The following is a 14,644-nucleotide window of genomic DNA, read 5'->3' as shown; positions in this document are numbered from 1 at the left end:
TCAGGGCTCCTTCGACATCATGGGTTGGGGCTTGCGGTCATGGATCCCGATGGCACGCATCCCGGTTTCCTTGCCCTTGGTTCCGTTGGATGGGTTCATCCCCTCGTACTGGTCCACAATGGCCTGGAACAGCGTTTCATCGACGCGGGAGTAGTAGGTCACCGGATGGGCGATGGTGGGTCTGGCGAGCCTTGCGTATTGCGCGTGATCCAGTGATCGTGGGGCGGCTTTCACCTTGGCCACCCACGCCTCGAACCCGCTGGCGGTCGTGGCATAGGTATCGAAGTGCATGTCCGAGAAACCGGGGCCGTTGTAATTGGCGGCGATGCCCCGGAACTGCCCCGTTTCGTTGGCGATCAGGTGGAGCAGGGTCTGCATGCCGGCCATGGCGTAGACCTGGCCTCCCAATGCGGGAATGAAAAATGACGTCATCGCCGCGTCGGAAGTGATGGTGAAGCTGACCGGAGTGTTTACCGGCAGGGACAGCTCATTGACACTGGCGATCCCCAGGTCGGGATAGATGAACAGCCATTTCCAGTCTGTCGCCACCACCTGGACATTCAGCGGTGCGACCTGCGACTCGAGGGGCTTGTAGGGATCCAGCGAGAGGGTGGTCCGCCAGGTGACGACACCCAGAATCAAGATGATGAGCAGCGGCACTCCCCAGACGACCGCCTCGATCCTGTGTGAGCTGGCCCAGCGCGGTGCGTAGGGCGCGGTCTTGTTGCTGGCGCGATAGCGGTAGGCGAACCAGAAGGTCATGACGATCACCGGCAAGACCACAACCAGCATCAGCGCCGTGGCGAGAAAGATGAGATTGCGCTCGTCAATGGCGACTTGGCCTTTGGGGTTCAACAGAACGGCATTACACCCCTGTAGCGTCATTGCACTGATCAGGAAAGACAGATGAGGTTTTTTGATTTTCATAGGTGCTCCCTCACGCGCACTGCATTCAGTGCGGTGTGTGTTTCAGTGCGTTTGAATCGGTAACAGGGGTATGGAAAAGGCGTCGCCCGGATTGGTTTGAACGGATGTTTTTTTTACGGACGAGCGGTAAAACTGGCGAAGCGGCCAGTTGCGCTGTGATTGCCTTGTGTCGGGCCTGGATAAAAACAATGGAATTATTATCGCGGCAGCCGGGTCTTTGAGTTTCAAGCGTTTTGCAGGAGAGCCGTCATGTATCGCCGAGGATCTGTCTCCGGGCAGCCCGACAACGCGTAATGGAAACTGACCACGAGAGCCTGTTGCGATGCCCCGGATCCTGACGTCTCGGATCAACGAGGATGACCTGACCGAGCAGAATGCCAAGATGTTCGGCTCTCCCAAGGAGCGCCTGGATTTCTATCGCCGTGAAATCCAGTACGAAACCACCATCCTGTCCAATCGGACGGACGCCTACCTCACGGCCCAGTCATTTCTGGTCATCGCTTTCGCTTCCTGTATGAGCAACGTCAATCCTGAGTGGGGCAAGCTGTTCACGCTGTCCCTGCCGCCGATACTGGCCTTGCTCGGCATTCTCAGTTCCCTGAACGCCTGGCCTGGCATCAAGGCGGCGTACGAGATCATCGATCACTGGCACTTCAAGCAAAGCCAGCTCTTGCAGAGCGAGCCGGTGATGGGACTGGCCTATGATGAGTCGCCGTTATTCTGCGCCAGTGAATCAACGCACAAGGGGTACCGCAAATCGCTGCTGTTCTCCCTGCGCTCACCGCTGCTTTTTGCCCTCTTCTGGCTGTTGCTCGGAAGCTGGTCGGTGATAGTGCAGACCGTCAGCTTCTGATTCGACTTGCAGGATCAAGCGGCAGGGCGTGGACCTGTTTGGCAGGCGGTCCCGTTCGGGTCAGGCGTCGTCCTGCTTCGCCCTCAGCCGCTCATAGCGGGCAAGCATGGGCTGGGTACTCAGGCCATGGATCAGGATGCTGAGGGCGACCACCGAGAGGGTCAGGCCGACACAGGTCCCGGCCAGGTCCGCGTCCAGCCCGTGATTCAAGGCGTAGAAAAGGTAATACAGGCTGCCGATCCCGCGGATACCGAACCAGCCGACCAGCCACCGTTGAGGCGTCTGCAGCAGTGGGCCCCAAGGCAGCAGCAGGACGCTCGACGGCCGGATGACGAGAAACAGGAGGGCGCCGATGATCACTGCCCGCCCGTCCCAACAGTTCACGATGACGACCCCCAGCAGGGTGACCAGGAACACCTCCATGGCCCTTTCCACCAGGTTACCGAAGGCCAGCATGTCCCCCATCATCACCCCTGCCGCCACCTGGGCCTCTTCCAGGGCATCGACATCGCCATGCAGGGCCAGGTGCGGCTCGACGTTCTGGTGCCCGACCACGGGCTGCACCAGATGCTCGGCGGGCGCTTTGGCACTGTCCGAGGAGATCACTTCCGACCGACGCAAGCCGAGCGCGGCCGCAAAGACCGAGAGAAAACCATACCCCTGCAACGCCTCTGCAATGACATAGGCCAGGGCGATCAGCGCCAGTGTCAGGTAGTCGTTGGGCGAGGAGGTGCTGTCCCGGTTTCGGGTTTGCATCAGCAGCGTCAGCCGGCCCAGCCCGCGTCCCATGCCGTAGCCGATCAGCAGGCCTGCCGGAACGGCCCACACCAGATCCTTGCATAGCCACTCCAGCCAGCCATCGCTGGTGCTGCCTGGCGCCTGGAGCATCGCCAACCCCAACAGGACGAATGGAAAGGCCACCCCGTCGTTGAGTCCTGCTTCGCCGGAAAGGCCGAAGCGCACCCGGTCATGATCCCTCGAGTCGTTCACCTGAACCATGGAGGCCAATACCGGGTCGGTAGGGGCGAGGATCGAGGCCACCAGCACAGCGGCTCCCCAGGGCAGTCCGAGCAGATAGTGCAGCGCCATGCCGGTGGCAGCGATGCTCAGCAGCATCACCGGTCCGGCAAGCCCGAATGCGACTCGCCAGCTGGGGTCCTTCAGAGGCAGGCGCAGCTTGAGCCCACACACGAACAGGGAAAACAGTACGGCGACCTCACTCAGGTGCTCCATCCAGGACGACGCCTGATGAAGGTCCAGTTGCAGCCAGCCGAGTCCGGCAGGCCCCATGGCAATCCCCATGACCAGGCAGGCGGCCGAGGTGGTGATCGGCATCCAGCGCAAGGCGGAGGAGGTCAGTGCCAGGACCAGCAGAATGCCGCCCAGCACGCTCATCCACAGGAGGAAGCCCATGGCGGGGCTCAAGTGCCCAGCGCAGTGAGAAAATCGCCGAAGCCGCCGCGCACGCGACAGTCGCTGCGACTGCTGGTGGAGACACTGTTGCGGGCGGTCCACACGATTCGAGCCCCGCTTTGCTGCAGGTCGTTCACCAGTTGTACATCCTCGTGCAGTGGCAGGGGTTGAAAGCCGCCGGCCCGTTGGTAGGCCCTGGCACAAATGCCCAGGTTGGCCCCATGGATGTGGCGATGATGCTCGCGCGCCTGGTAGTGGGCCTGATAACGCTGGCGCAGCCTGGCATCCTGATGAGCCTGCCAGTGCTCCACATGCACGGTGCCGCACACGGCATCGGCGCCAAATGCCAGTTGGCAGAGCAACCAGTCGGGAGGGACGCAACTGTCGGCATCGGTACACGCCAGCCAGCGAGCGCCGTTCTCCAGCATCAGGGAGGCGCCGGCCCGGCGGGCCATGCCGACGTTGCGTGCGTCGATGCTCAGGGTGCGAACGGCATGTGCCACGGCGATGGAGTGGCTGGCATCGCTGCACTGATCCAGGACGACAAGGATCTGGACGGCTTCGCCCAGGCGTTCCACAGGGCGGGCGGCCCGTTTCAAGGCCTGGAGGCATTTCCCCAGTCGCTGGGCCTCGTTATGGGCAGGTACGATCACGGCGATCATAGGCAGGTCTCCTGCAGATTGACGACGCAGGGCTCCGGGCTCCAGAGCTCCAACAGAAACTGCGCTTCCTCATGGCGCACGACCCGATGCAGGGGCAGATGGCGTTCGAGCAGGGCATGGACCTGGCTTCCGTCCTGTTCGCACCCCGCGATGGGCGCAAGCCAGTGGCAGGCCAGCACTTCACCCCTGGGCGCCAGGCTGTCGAAGGCCTGGGCGATAACCTGGCGCCAGTCGCAGGCGCTGAGGTAATAGCCGATCTCGCCCAGTACGATCAGGTCGAACGGTCCCGCCGGCCAGGTCGTGGGCAGCCGGCCCTGTTCGACCACCGCGTGGGGCAGGTCGCCCAGGCGGGTCCGTGCCAGGCGCACGGCCGTCGGGTCGCCGTCCTGGCACAGCAGTGCGTCGCAGCGGCAGGCCAGGGCGGCACTGAGCTCGCCATTGGCACAGGCGGGCTCGAAGACACGCCCATAGCGTTGCCGTGGCAGGCAGGATAGGATCAGGTCGCGTTTTCGTTGCTCGTACCAGCGGCTGCGAAATTGCCAGGGATCGTCACTGGCGGCAAACAACTGGGCGAAGTAGTGCTCGCTTACACTCATGTGAATACCAGTTCAAAGGGTTGCAGAAGCCTTTCGAGGGCATGGGCCTGCAGCACTGGCGCGGTGTCCTGATCAGGCCCTGTCTGGCTGCGGTGAGCGGCGATCGCCCGACGCTTGAGTGAGAGCGTCGAGGCGTCGAGCGAGAGTTTGCGAGCACGTTTCCACGGCAGGCGGGCATCGTTCGGCAGGGCCCAGTGCCACGCCCACACGGGGGCTTCGAACAGCATGGCCTGGCGTTGTCGGGCTGCCCCGGCGCAGGCCCGCCCAACCGCTTCATGGTCAGCATGACCGTCCTCGCGCCAGGTGGTGATCACGCGGTCCCCGGGTTCGATCCATTGCGACAGGTCGTGGCACAGCTCGGGTTCATGGCGTGCAACGTCACTGTCCGGCAGCCCGAGACGCAACCATTGCAGCTGCGTGGTCTTGAGTCCCAGTTCATGCAGGGCGGCCAGGCTCTCCCGGGGGCGCACTTGCCGAAGCCGGTGTTCAGTCCAGCGCGTCGACCCTCTATGGCTGGCTTCGCCGTCCGTCACCGAGATCAACAACAGGTTCGGTGCCGGCTGTTGGGCCAGGCCTGCCAGCAGCCCCCCGCACATCAGCACCTCGTCATCGGGGTGCGGTGCGACCACGACCAGCCGGCATCCGTCGGGAACGAGCGTGTTGCGGCTGATGGGCGGCACCCCCGCCAGGGACACCGAGCGTTGCCAGTCGGCCAGGGGCGTGCCGGTTCCCTCAATCGCCTTCGAGTCCATGGCGGTGCTCATAGCTGCCAGCTCCCTAGCGCCGCATCGGCCACCTGTTGGCCCAGCTCTGCCAGGTCCCGTTCGGCATGGCTTTGCCGCAGGTACACCGGAAGGTCGGCAGCGAGCCGGGCAAAGTGGGGATCACGACAGTAGGGGCTGGCCCCCAGCGCACGTCCCACATGAGCGCTCACGTTCGAGGCGGCTTCTTCCACCACTGCCCGCAAGCGGCGTACGGGGACGCTGGCCTCGGCCTGCGGATGCGCGTCGATCCAGGCTGCGCATTCGCGCAGTGTGGCTCTGGCGGCGCACAGGGACGCCTCGACAGCCCCCAGGTGTGCGTTGGCATGGGGATCGGATCGCCGGGTGTAGCAGTACTGGCGCAGATGCTCGGCCAGGGCCTCACTGGCCCCATACCAGCAAGCGGCAATACCTGCCCCGCCATGCCAGAAACCCGGACGCTCCAGATAACGCCCCGGTTGACCCACCGGGTACGCAGGGGTGTCGCGAAACTCGAGCTCAACGCTGCCGGTGTCTGCCATGCCCACCGCGTGCCAGGTGCTGGCGTCCAGGTGTTGGGTGGGCTCGTTGAGATGGATGGCGACCAGTTGCTGACGGCCTTCTTCATCCCAGGCGGTCAGTAGTGCGCGATCGATGTGGTGGGCGCCCGAGCACCAGGCCTTGCGCCCGCGCAACTGCAACTGCGGGCCCCGACGGGCGACAATCCGCGTGCTGGCATAGGGCGGCTCGGCGGCCCAGACGCCCCAGATAGCCTGCTCCTTCAGATGCTGCGCATCACATTCAGCCAGGATTGCCAGCGCATCGGTATGGCCTTCATAGAGTTTGGCCAGTGAAAGGTCATGCCCGGCCACTTGGGCCAGTTTTTGCCAGCGCTGCAAGGTCTTGCCCTGGCCTGGCAACGGCAATCGATCCAGGCCGTGGGCCTGCAAGGTGCGCAGGGTTTGAGCGGCAGGCGCAGACGCCGGAAAACGGCTGAGCAGGGTTTGCAGTACGTCATGCTGGAGGGTGTCGGCATGGGGCATGCTCATCATCCTTGGCGGGTGGAACGGTGGAGAACCATTGCCTAAGGTATGAAGCAGAGTGCTTGAAGGGAGTTCAATCCGATTGCGTTTGAACGGCAGCGGTTGTGCAAGGCAACATCCGTATCGAGCAGGAGTGGCCTGGTAGTTTCAATTCATCCCGAAAGGAGAATAGACTTTAAATATGAAACACCCATGATCGGTAATTTCGACATTTTTTAGGGCCATCAATGCTCTGGGTTTGGCTTTTTTATTACAGCCGGATTTTTCGATTTATAGAGAATATACCGAAGCAGAGACTATCCAGAATAAAGGGACAATCTCCGAGAGTCGTCATGCCGAGCCTGAGAGGGCAGGGTGCAAGGCTTGCAAAAAGAGGCGCAAGGGCCGCAGCCCCTGCGCAAGGACTCAGACATCAACCGCGGCCTTGACCACCGTGGCTATGCTGGCCACCTTTTTTGCCCGCTTCAGAGGCCTTCTGCTTATCGTTGGCGAAATTGCCGCCCGACGCCTGACCGCCTTTCTTGCCGGCCTCGGATGCCTTTTCACGATCGTTGGCGAAGTTGCCTGGGTTCGAATTGCCTTTACTGGTCATGATGATACCTCTGGTTCGTTGAGTTGTTTCGCTCACCGCAGGGCGAGCATTAACTGGGATTGGGGTGGGTGGGAGAAGTTGGAACTAAATTTTCTTCTGGCGATGAACGGTAGTTTGCTGTTTTTCTGCCGCTTGATGCTTATAAGCAAGCGGCGTGTTTCTGCAATAGGGGTATAGAGAGGGGAGGGCGGTGCGGCATCGACGTCGGCTTGGCCGCTTCGCCTTGAGGTCTTTGGAACAGGGACAGGAGCGCTGCGCCTTGTCAGACTTCGACCGTCGCGAAGCATTCTTTCAGGCCCGGTGCCGATGAAGCGAAACGGCGAATTTCCGTCTTCAGGACCGGTCATCAGCCATTGATGAAACGGAATGGAATCTTTCCTTTGCGCAGCGGCTCTTCCCCTCATGAGCCACTGATTTGAAGGAGTACTCGATGACGCCAGTCAAAGCGCTGAGCGCAAGCTTGGCACCGCTACCGTGCGCGCCACTGCGCAACCTGTACCAGCAACTGCTGGCCCTGGGTGACGAGCCGCCCGTGGAGCTGGCCTGTGACGTTCTCCACGAGCAATTGCAACAGGTGGAACCGGCTGCCCATCCGCTGCCCACTCAATTCCATCAGCTGCTGGCCTGGGTCGAGGGCCACTGTGCCGAGGTCGCCCGGCAGTACGCTCACTACCTGCAGGAACGCCGCCAGGGCGCTGGGCGACGTTATCTGCGCAACAAGGCGCATGCGCTGTACTTCCTGCAGGCCGTGGCACCGACCAAGCTGGTCGATGGCGCCTGGCTGTACGGAACGTTGAAACACTGGAGGGACTATCGCTATGACGGTCTGATCACCACCTATCTGCAGGAGCTGGGGGATGGCGAGGCTGCGCTCAATCATGTGGCCCTGTATCGCCGGCTGCTGGCCGAAGAAGATTGCGAGCACGATCCGGATCTGGGCGACGAGCACTATCGGCAAGGTGTGATTCAACTGGCGTTGGGACACGCTGCCGATGCCTTCCTGCCGGAGGTATTGGGTTACAACCTGGGTTACGAGCAGTTGCCCCTGCATTTGCTGATCTGCACCTACGAGCTGAGCGAATTGGGCATCGACCCCTACTACTTTACGCTGCACGTCACCATCGACAACGCCAGCACGGGCCATGCGCGCAAGGCCGTGCAAGCCGTCAGCGAACTGAAGCCGGTCGGCATGGACGCCAAACAGTACTGGCAACGAGTGGCCCGCGGTTATCAGCTCAATGACCTGGGACTGGGCACGCTGGACGTGATCAGGGCTTTCGATCTGGAGCGGGAAGTGGTGTCGATGCTGGAGCGCAAGCGACTGGCCGGCCAGTACCTGCATGCCGATCGCTGTCGCTTCGAAGGCAAGACCGTCAACCAGTGGCTGGAGCAACCGGGGTGTATTCCGGCGTTCTTGCAGGCCTTGCAGGACCGGGGCTGGATCCGTCGTCACCAGGACCCGCGAGACAGTCGCTTCTGGCGTCTGATCGAGGGTGACGCCGCGGCGATGTTCGGGGTGTTCAATGGCTATGAGAAGCAACTGATCAAGGATTGGATTGCGGGAAGGTGGCAGGACTCAGCGCCTGTTGGCATTCCCCGGGGGGGAGTGGCCCATCGCCGGGCGGCGGAGGATGCTCAAGACGATCCGGAAACCTGCCTCTTGCGCCAGGTGTTGAACCGGTATTCACCTGACCAGCAGATCGCGGTGCTGTTGCCCTGGCTATCAGCTCCTCGCCATAGCCGGCCCGCCGGGCTCTTTGCCGCCCGCACCTTCCTCGAACTGCGTAAGCGCTTGCGCTGATTGCTCAGGAGAGCGGCCATGAATCCTTGCGACTACACGCTGTCGCGCCAGACCGACCAGGCGCTGGTGCAACTGGGGCGGCGTCTGCAGGCGGACGGCTACCGTTTCGTCACACCCACGCCATTGACGCACCAGCGGGTGCTGGCCCGATCACCGCTACCCTGTGCGGTGGATCTTCGCGATGTATTTGGCTGGTCCCGACCCTTCGAGCCCAGCCTGCTGGAGGCGGCGCAGCTTGCCCAACTGCAGCAGGCCGGGATCTTGCGGGAAGACGCCGGTCGCCTGCGCAGCACGATTCGATGGTCGAGCCTGGGAGACATGCTGCTGGCCCATTCCGCGTTTCCGACCGAAGAGCCGGATGCCGTGTTCTTCGGGCCCGACAGTTATCGGTTTGCCGGTGTGATCACGGACTATCTGAACCAGCGTTTTACACCGGTAAGGCGTGCCGTGGACATTGGTTGCGGAACCGGTGTCGGGGCCCTGCTGGTGGCGCGTGCCCGGCATGATGCGCAGGTGCTGGCCGTCGACATCAACCCGCGCGCCCTGCGCTTGAGTGCGGTGAATGCCGAGCTGGCCGGGGTGCGCAACCTCAGCGTTTACCACAGTGATTTGCTCGACAGCATCGAGGGGCGTTTCGATCTGATCGTGGCCAATCCCCCCTACATGAACGACAGCCGGCAACGAGCCTATCGTCATGGTGGCGGGGCACTGGGCGAGCACCTGTCGTTGCGCATCCTCCAGGCTTCCCTGCCACGGCTGGACGTCAATGGTGCGCTGGTCCTGTACACCGGCGTGGCGATAGTCCAGGGGCAGGATCCGTTTCTCGAGGCCGCCCGGACGCTTCTGGTCGATGGGCGCTATGGCTGGACCTATCGGGAACTGGACCCTGATGTGTTTGGCGAGGAGCTGGACAAACCCGGCTATGAGCAGGTGGAGCGGATCGCGGTGGTGGTGCTCACCGTCACCCGTCTGCCCTGAGCGATGAGGCCCGCCATGTCCTTCGATCACGGCCTGCCACAGCGTCTGGGGGTCGAAGAGGAGTATTTCATCACCGATCTGGACAGCCGGCAGATGGTCGCCGAGCCTTCGGCCCAGGTGCTGCGCGATTGTCGTGAGGCGCTGGGCGCGGGGTTCGCCACCGAAATGTTCCAGGGCCAGATCGAAGTGGCGTCGCCCGTGTTCGAGCATCTCGCTCAGGCCAGCGAGTACCTGCGCCAGCGACGCTACGCACTCGACCAGGCGTTGGCGCCTCACGGCTTGGGCTTCCTCTGCGCGGGAACGCACCCAGTGGCCCAGTGGCACCTTCAACGTGCCACCGGGCAGGAGCATTTCCGGCAGTTGTTCGGCGATTACGCCCAGGTCGCGCAGCGCAGTGTGCTCAGCGGCCTGCATGTGCATGCTGAAGTGCCCCCCGGCATTGACCGCATCCGCGTCATGAACGAGGTACTGCCCTGGCTGCCGTTGCTACTGGCGCTGAGCGCCTCGTCACCGTTCTGGCAAGGCCGCGACAGTGGCTACTTCAGCTACCGCCAGGTGGTGTGCGATGAGTGGCCGCGGATGGGCGTTCCCGAATACCTGAATGATGACCAGGCCTACGGCGACTATCTGGCCCTGCTGCGTCGCGCCGGGGCGCTACGTGCCGACACGCCGATCTGGTGGGGGATCCGGCCGTCGTTGCGCTATCCGACGCTTGAGCTGCGCCTGACCGATGCCTGTCCCCGCGTCGAGGATGTCCTGACCCTGGCCGGCCTGTTCAGCGTCATGGTGCGCCATGCCTGCCTGCACGCCGAGCCCGGTCAGCGCTACACCCTGGTCCATCACTGGTTGCTCAAGGAGAACCGTTTTCAGGCTCGCCGTTGGGGCGTGCACGGGCACTACCTGATGGACCCCGAACAGCCGGTGATGGATCTGCACCACTGGTTGGCGTCGGCCCGGCACACCTTCGGCGCCACGGCGCAGGCCCTGGGCCAGGAGCAGCTGTTCAACCAGGCCTTCAACCTGTTGCGGGACGGCACCAGCGCCGAACATCAATTGCGCTGCTTCCAGGCCCAACCCGCGCACCTGGATGATCAGGCACGTTGTCGTGCAGTGGTCGACCTGCTGCTGGCGCAGAGCCGCGACCCCACCCGCCAGCGTGCCGGGTAGTTCCGGGGACTGTTCGAGATCAGTGCCCTTGGCTGGGCGAGTGGGCGGTTTTGCGATCCCGTGCGTTTTTCCCGAAACCGCGCACGTTCATTGCGCACAGACAGACCTGCAATACGATCAACGCATAGGCCTGGGCGTGCCATCCCCATATCGCCCACAGCACGTTACTGAGGGTGAAACAGACGAAGCCGATCATTCGGCGTCTGGGTTTAAGTGAGCCGATCAGCCAGGCGGCCAATACGGTGACCACCATGGCGGGCCATTGCAGCAGGTCCAGGTAAGCCATGACTTCCCCTTGATCAATCGGTTCGTTGAGCGGTGTTTGTTCACTGGCTGTGAGACGGGCACCTCCTTGAATCGACCACCCCGCGGGCTGAAGTTCTTAAATCCTTTTCTCCCCGGACAATGCCCTGTGCCCGATCAACCGGGCGGCGATCCCGGGGAAACCTGGCCTCGCCCCTGGTCCGAGGGCTGAGAGATTGACTGAACTGCCCGGATAGCGTCCGACCTAATGCTTTATCAACCAGGAGAACCATCATGCAAACCTATTACTTTTGGATCGGGGCTCTGGCCATCCTCTTGTTACTGGACCTGTGGGCCATCAACAGCGTCTGGAGAAGCCCCGAACCCTCTGGCAGCAAGGCCTTCTGGACGGCGGTGATTTTCCTGCTGCCCGTGGTCGGCCTGGTGACCTGGGGAATAACCGGCCCACGTGGTGTGACCAAGGGTCCGTCCTCTCCCGAACACAGCAAGGGCTGAACGCCAGTGGCCTCGGTGCTTTCTGCTGCTGCGCCTGCTGGGCGGCGGCCTCTCAGGGTTGCCGCTCAAGGGTCAGCAGCAGGCGGCCATCGGGCTGCCGGTGTGCGGCGCGGACCGTCCCACTGTACAGCGTCTCGTTCCAACGGAAGGTGAGCGAATGAGCCGCTTCGAACTGTTCAGGCCAGGGCGGTGCGATCAAGAGTTGCAAGGTCGATGAGGGGCCGGTGGGTGAGAGTGAAAGTTGTGCCGTGCAGTGGAAATTGAAGGCGTTGACGCCGAACAGGGTGTCCTGAAGAAAATCTATTCTTGTTTCCTGGGTATTGCTGTCGACCACCCGATGCATGGGACTTCTCCTGGGTTCTTGAACGCCGGACTGATGACCTGCGCTTTATCCGGATGAATTCGCTGCCCGGGATACAGGGCAGTAGGTCATTGGACGGATCATGCAGGGGATGATTCAACGTTTCTGCCACTGGAGAAACTGTCGGCTGGAAGATGCCCGCTGACCCACCGCGCCGGTGGTACTTACAGCGCCAGTGCTATCGGCTGACGGCCTGCCCGCTCAGGAACTTGTCCATCCTCAACTGTGCCAGTTCGATCAGGTGCACCACGCCCATCGCCACCCGACGGTGGGTTGGTTGAATCGGGTTTCGGGGACCCAGATGTCGAATCCGTCTTTATTTGGGAAAAAGCCTACAGGTGCTTGTACAGACCCTCTGCCAAGCTGATTTGAGCGTCGTGCCGAGAAGCAGTACGGCGCCGTAAATCTCAATCGCGAGGGTATAAGCATGGTTGCTAAAGCCAGGAAAAAGGGACTTGTCTATCGTCTGAAACGCGTATTTGACTGGCTCTCCCGCCGCTATCGCAGGTGGGAGGAGCCAGTGATCGGGTGGGCGATGAAGAAAGGAGTGCCCGCCATGTTGGCGAGCTTGCTGGGTGGGTTGGTGCGATTGTTATTGATTGGCGGGTTTCTGGGTTTGGTATTTTGGATTCTGGTCGTTGTTGTTGGCGTTTTGATACTTAAGGAAATACTGCTTAATAGCTCAGAGATAGAGGATGAAGAAGAGCCGGTTTGGATGGATGGAGAAAGGCTTTTTCCGGATCCGTACTCCGTAGAGAATCGAATTGATCCTGCATTTCATCGTGATCTATGAGTTTAATAACTATTTGGAATTTCTCTTTATTGATTTCTGTGCAGTCCGCTGCAATATATCTTTGCCTTTTCCTCCATATTGTTGAGGGCTAATAGTTCCATCTACCAGACCTTTTAGGAAATGGCCTGTGTGTAGGCCGGCCCAGGCCAATGAGGTCATCCAGAATGAAGGCAGCGCAAGAAACATCGCCCCCATCACAATACCCAACAGAAAATCAGCCTGCTCATTGTTCAACCCCATCAACGGGTTCAGGTTCGAATGGGGCGAGCCGGACCCGTACAAGGCATCGAAGATGGTGCTGTCCATCCAGCGCGCCAGCTGGAACCAGAAGTCGACGAAGATCATCGCGAACTGCACCACCGACACGGTGATCACCGCCTTCAGGTCGTAGCTGCCGAGCACCAGCACCAGTGGAATGCAGATCACCAGCGCCATTTTCAGCAGTGCCATTACCATCGGCAGCGCCTGGCGCACGACGTCCATCGCCGGCAGGTTCGTCAGCGTGCCCATGGTCGTACCCACCGCGCCGGTCACCCGGGCCGCAACGTCAGGAATCGAAGGGCCAATCCGGCCACCGTAGTCGGTATAGACCTTGCCCTGGGTCATTTGCTGATTTCTCGGTGAAACCACCTGCCGGATGAGCGCTTCGTCCACCTTGTCCTTGCTGGTAAACGTGGCCCACTTGGTGAAACGCTCCAGTAGCGAGCTGTCCACTTCGGCGAGCACCCGGCTTTTCAATCCCTCCTTTTCGTCACTCCACCACTGCTTGCACGTCGGGTAGCCGCCACCGCCGGGTACTTTCGCCAGGCCCGCGTCCCGCTCAGGATCGTATGGCCATGCGTCGCGTGGAGTCTTGGAGTGATAGGTGTCGTAGAACCCCTTGTTCTCCAGGAAATACCGCGAGCCGATCCAGTTGATGTCGTTGGTCTGTTCCTCGGTCAGGTCAGGCTGCTTCATGAACAGCTTGGCGCGGGAGTAGCCGTAGCAGTCGTCGACGAAGTCGGCCACCTCCTGAGCCAGCAGCGGGTTTGTCAGGCGGGTGTTGTTCACCTCCATGCGCATCTGCCGCAGATCCGTCCCGCAGGGAATGGCCGCCACTGCGGCGCCGCTCACGGCCTTGGATGCCGAGTGCACGAAGAACCACCAGAACGGCACCTTCGCACTCTGGCCGTTCAGGGTGGTGAAGGACTTTGACCAGCCGGTGTTCTGGGGCAGGGGGGCTTGATGCTGACACTGTTCCGAACGACTCTGGTCGAACTCCAGGGTACTCAGGCTCACGGTCATGACGGGCACTCCGGCGAACAGGATCACCGCGGTCGCCAGCCACAAGCGGTGCTCGATGCTGGCGCTGGCCGCAAACGCCAGCTCGGCGCCACCGCCTTCCTCCCGGGCCTTGAACCACTCCTGCAGCAGGATGACCAGAAAGGGCAGCGCGAAGAAGCCCGAGTCCATCATCACGTTCCAGATCCCGTTGCTGACCAGCCAGCCCACCAGGGTCAGGTAGTACTCCAGGTAATCGTTGGCATAGAGCGTCATGCCAGGCCCTCCCACAGTGCCAGGGCCCGCACCAGCTCGATCAGGAGGATGCCGAGGGCGGCAATGACCTCGGCCCTTTTCAGGCTGTTGGGAACGCCCGGCTGAACCGGCAGGGCCCTGCGACGGAACCACACCCATCCCCACGCGGCGAGGCTGAAGAGGAGGAGGCGGGCGAGCAGGAAGTACCCGTAATGGTGGACCTGCCACGCTTGCCACTGAGCGAAGCGCATGAGCGAAAGCCCGCTGATGCTCACCAGGCTGCCCACGAGCAGGCTGAGCAGGGCGAGCAGCAGGGGTACCAGGACTATCAGGCCCAGGCGCCTGAAAGGCTTCATCAGGCCAGTGGGGGCGAGCGCAGGGGGCGTGTGGCGAGGGTGGGACATGGCGGGGCTCCTGAAAGAGAAGCCTCGAATCCTCCCCAGT

The 14,644-nt window shown here is 61.9% G+C and carries 17 protein-coding genes; 6 read left to right on the top strand and 11 right to left on the bottom strand.

What is annotated here, in order from left to right; genetic code table 11:
• On the bottom strand, window positions 1–927 hold the full coding sequence (cyoA, locus tag ACM62G_RS00415; RefSeq protein ID WP_419736465.1) for a ubiquinol oxidase subunit II: 927 nt from the start codon (window positions 925–927) through the stop codon (window positions 1–3).
• Between the two features lie 322 nt (window positions 928–1,249).
• On the opposite strand from cyoA, the gene ACM62G_RS00410 reads away from it, so the two are divergent.
• On the top strand, window positions 1,250–1,780 hold the full coding sequence (locus tag ACM62G_RS00410; protein ID WP_054056900.1) for a hypothetical protein: 531 nt from the start codon (window positions 1,250–1,252) through the stop codon (window positions 1,778–1,780).
• Between the two features lie 60 nt (window positions 1,781–1,840).
• Here ACM62G_RS00410 and ACM62G_RS00405 read toward each other — a convergent pair whose 3' ends face one another.
• From ACM62G_RS00405 to ACM62G_RS00380, 6 genes are all read right to left on the bottom strand, one after another.
• On the bottom strand, window positions 1,841–3,193 hold the full coding sequence (locus tag ACM62G_RS00405; RefSeq protein ID WP_419736464.1) for a cation:proton antiporter: 1,353 nt from the start codon (window positions 3,191–3,193) through the stop codon (window positions 1,841–1,843).
• Between the two features lie 8 nt (window positions 3,194–3,201).
• A complete protein-coding gene (locus ACM62G_RS00400) occupies window positions 3,202–3,855 on the bottom strand; it encodes a glycosyltransferase (RefSeq protein WP_054056898.1) in 654 nt (217 codons plus the stop codon).
• Window positions 3,852–4,451, bottom strand: a complete 600-nt coding sequence (locus tag ACM62G_RS00395; protein WP_419736463.1) for a class I SAM-dependent methyltransferase — start codon at window positions 4,449–4,451, stop codon at window positions 3,852–3,854. Before ACM62G_RS00395 ends, ACM62G_RS00400 begins: the two co-directional genes overlap by 4 nt.
• On the bottom strand, window positions 4,448–5,215 hold the full coding sequence (locus tag ACM62G_RS00390; RefSeq protein WP_419736462.1) for a PIG-L deacetylase family protein: 768 nt from the start codon (window positions 5,213–5,215) through the stop codon (window positions 4,448–4,450). Before ACM62G_RS00390 ends, ACM62G_RS00395 begins: the two co-directional genes overlap by 4 nt.
• Window positions 5,212–6,243 (bottom strand): acyl-CoA dehydrogenase family protein, encoded by a 1,032-nt coding sequence (locus ACM62G_RS00385; protein ID WP_419736461.1) that lies wholly within the window; start codon window positions 6,241–6,243, stop codon window positions 5,212–5,214. Before ACM62G_RS00385 ends, ACM62G_RS00390 begins: the two co-directional genes overlap by 4 nt.
• 403 nt (window positions 6,244–6,646) lie before the next feature.
• Window positions 6,647–6,826: a general stress protein gene (locus ACM62G_RS00380; RefSeq protein WP_054056895.1), complete on the bottom strand. Its 180-nt coding sequence runs from the start codon at window positions 6,824–6,826 to the stop codon at window positions 6,647–6,649.
• 430 nt (window positions 6,827–7,256) lie between these two features.
• Between ACM62G_RS00380 and ACM62G_RS00375 the strand changes: the two genes are divergently transcribed.
• Genes ACM62G_RS00375 through ACM62G_RS00365 form a run of 3 tightly spaced genes read left to right on the top strand, consistent with a single transcriptional unit; the run spans window position 7,257 to window position 10,772 of the window.
• Window positions 7,257–8,627 carry an iron-containing redox enzyme family protein gene (locus tag ACM62G_RS00375; protein ID WP_419736460.1) on the top strand — a complete coding sequence of 457 codons (1,371 nt, stop codon included), beginning with the start codon at window positions 7,257–7,259 and terminating at the stop codon, window positions 8,625–8,627.
• A gap of 18 nt (window positions 8,628–8,645) precedes the next feature.
• A complete protein-coding gene (locus ACM62G_RS00370; protein ID WP_419736459.1) occupies window positions 8,646–9,605 on the top strand; it encodes a methyltransferase in 960 nt (319 codons plus the stop codon).
• Between the two features lie 15 nt (window positions 9,606–9,620).
• Window positions 9,621–10,772 (top strand): carboxylate-amine ligase, encoded by a 1,152-nt coding sequence (locus ACM62G_RS00365; RefSeq protein WP_054062744.1) that lies wholly within the window; start codon window positions 9,621–9,623, stop codon window positions 10,770–10,772.
• A gap of 19 nt (window positions 10,773–10,791) precedes the next feature.
• Here ACM62G_RS00365 and ACM62G_RS00360 read toward each other — a convergent pair whose 3' ends face one another.
• Entirely contained in the window at window positions 10,792–11,058 is a 267-nt protein-coding gene (locus tag ACM62G_RS00360; RefSeq protein ID WP_054056891.1) for a hypothetical protein, read from the bottom strand.
• A gap of 251 nt (window positions 11,059–11,309) precedes the next feature.
• On the opposite strand from ACM62G_RS00360, the gene ACM62G_RS00355 reads away from it, so the two are divergent.
• The gene (locus ACM62G_RS00355; protein ID WP_419736458.1) at window positions 11,310–11,531 is read left to right on the top strand and encodes a PLD nuclease N-terminal domain-containing protein; all 222 of its coding nucleotides are present in this window, start codon (window positions 11,310–11,312) and stop codon (window positions 11,529–11,531) included.
• 52 nt (window positions 11,532–11,583) lie between these two features.
• Here the strand turns inward: ACM62G_RS00355 and ACM62G_RS00350 are convergent, their stop codons facing one another.
• Window positions 11,584–11,874 (bottom strand): hypothetical protein, encoded by a 291-nt coding sequence (locus ACM62G_RS00350; protein WP_273825649.1) that lies wholly within the window; start codon window positions 11,872–11,874, stop codon window positions 11,584–11,586.
• 445 nt (window positions 11,875–12,319) lie between these two features.
• Here ACM62G_RS00350 and ACM62G_RS00345 point away from each other — a divergent pair, with 445 nt between their 5' ends.
• Window positions 12,320–12,685, top strand: coding sequence for a DUF3742 family protein (locus tag ACM62G_RS00345; RefSeq protein ID WP_419736457.1), 366 nt, complete (start codon window positions 12,320–12,322; stop codon window positions 12,683–12,685).
• 9 nt (window positions 12,686–12,694) lie between these two features.
• Here the strand turns inward: ACM62G_RS00345 and ACM62G_RS00340 are convergent, their stop codons facing one another.
• Together ACM62G_RS00340 and ACM62G_RS00335 are read right to left on the bottom strand one after the other, a co-directional pair.
• Window positions 12,695–14,221 (bottom strand): conjugal transfer protein TraG N-terminal domain-containing protein, encoded by a 1,527-nt coding sequence (locus ACM62G_RS00340; protein WP_419736456.1) that lies wholly within the window; start codon window positions 14,219–14,221, stop codon window positions 12,695–12,697.
• Entirely contained in the window at window positions 14,218–14,604 is a 387-nt protein-coding gene (locus ACM62G_RS00335) for a hypothetical protein (protein ID WP_273825646.1), read from the bottom strand. Before ACM62G_RS00335 ends, ACM62G_RS00340 begins: the two co-directional genes overlap by 4 nt.
• Window positions 14,605–14,644 lie beyond the last annotated feature (40 nt).

The organism is Pseudomonas sp. COR18 (assembly GCF_048568395.1).
Taxonomy (GTDB): Bacteria; Pseudomonadota; Gammaproteobacteria; order Pseudomonadales; family Pseudomonadaceae; genus Aquipseudomonas; species Aquipseudomonas fuscovaginae_B.
The sequence above is the reverse complement of the archived record's forward strand: the minus strand, read 5'-3'. Positions and strand labels throughout refer to the sequence as shown.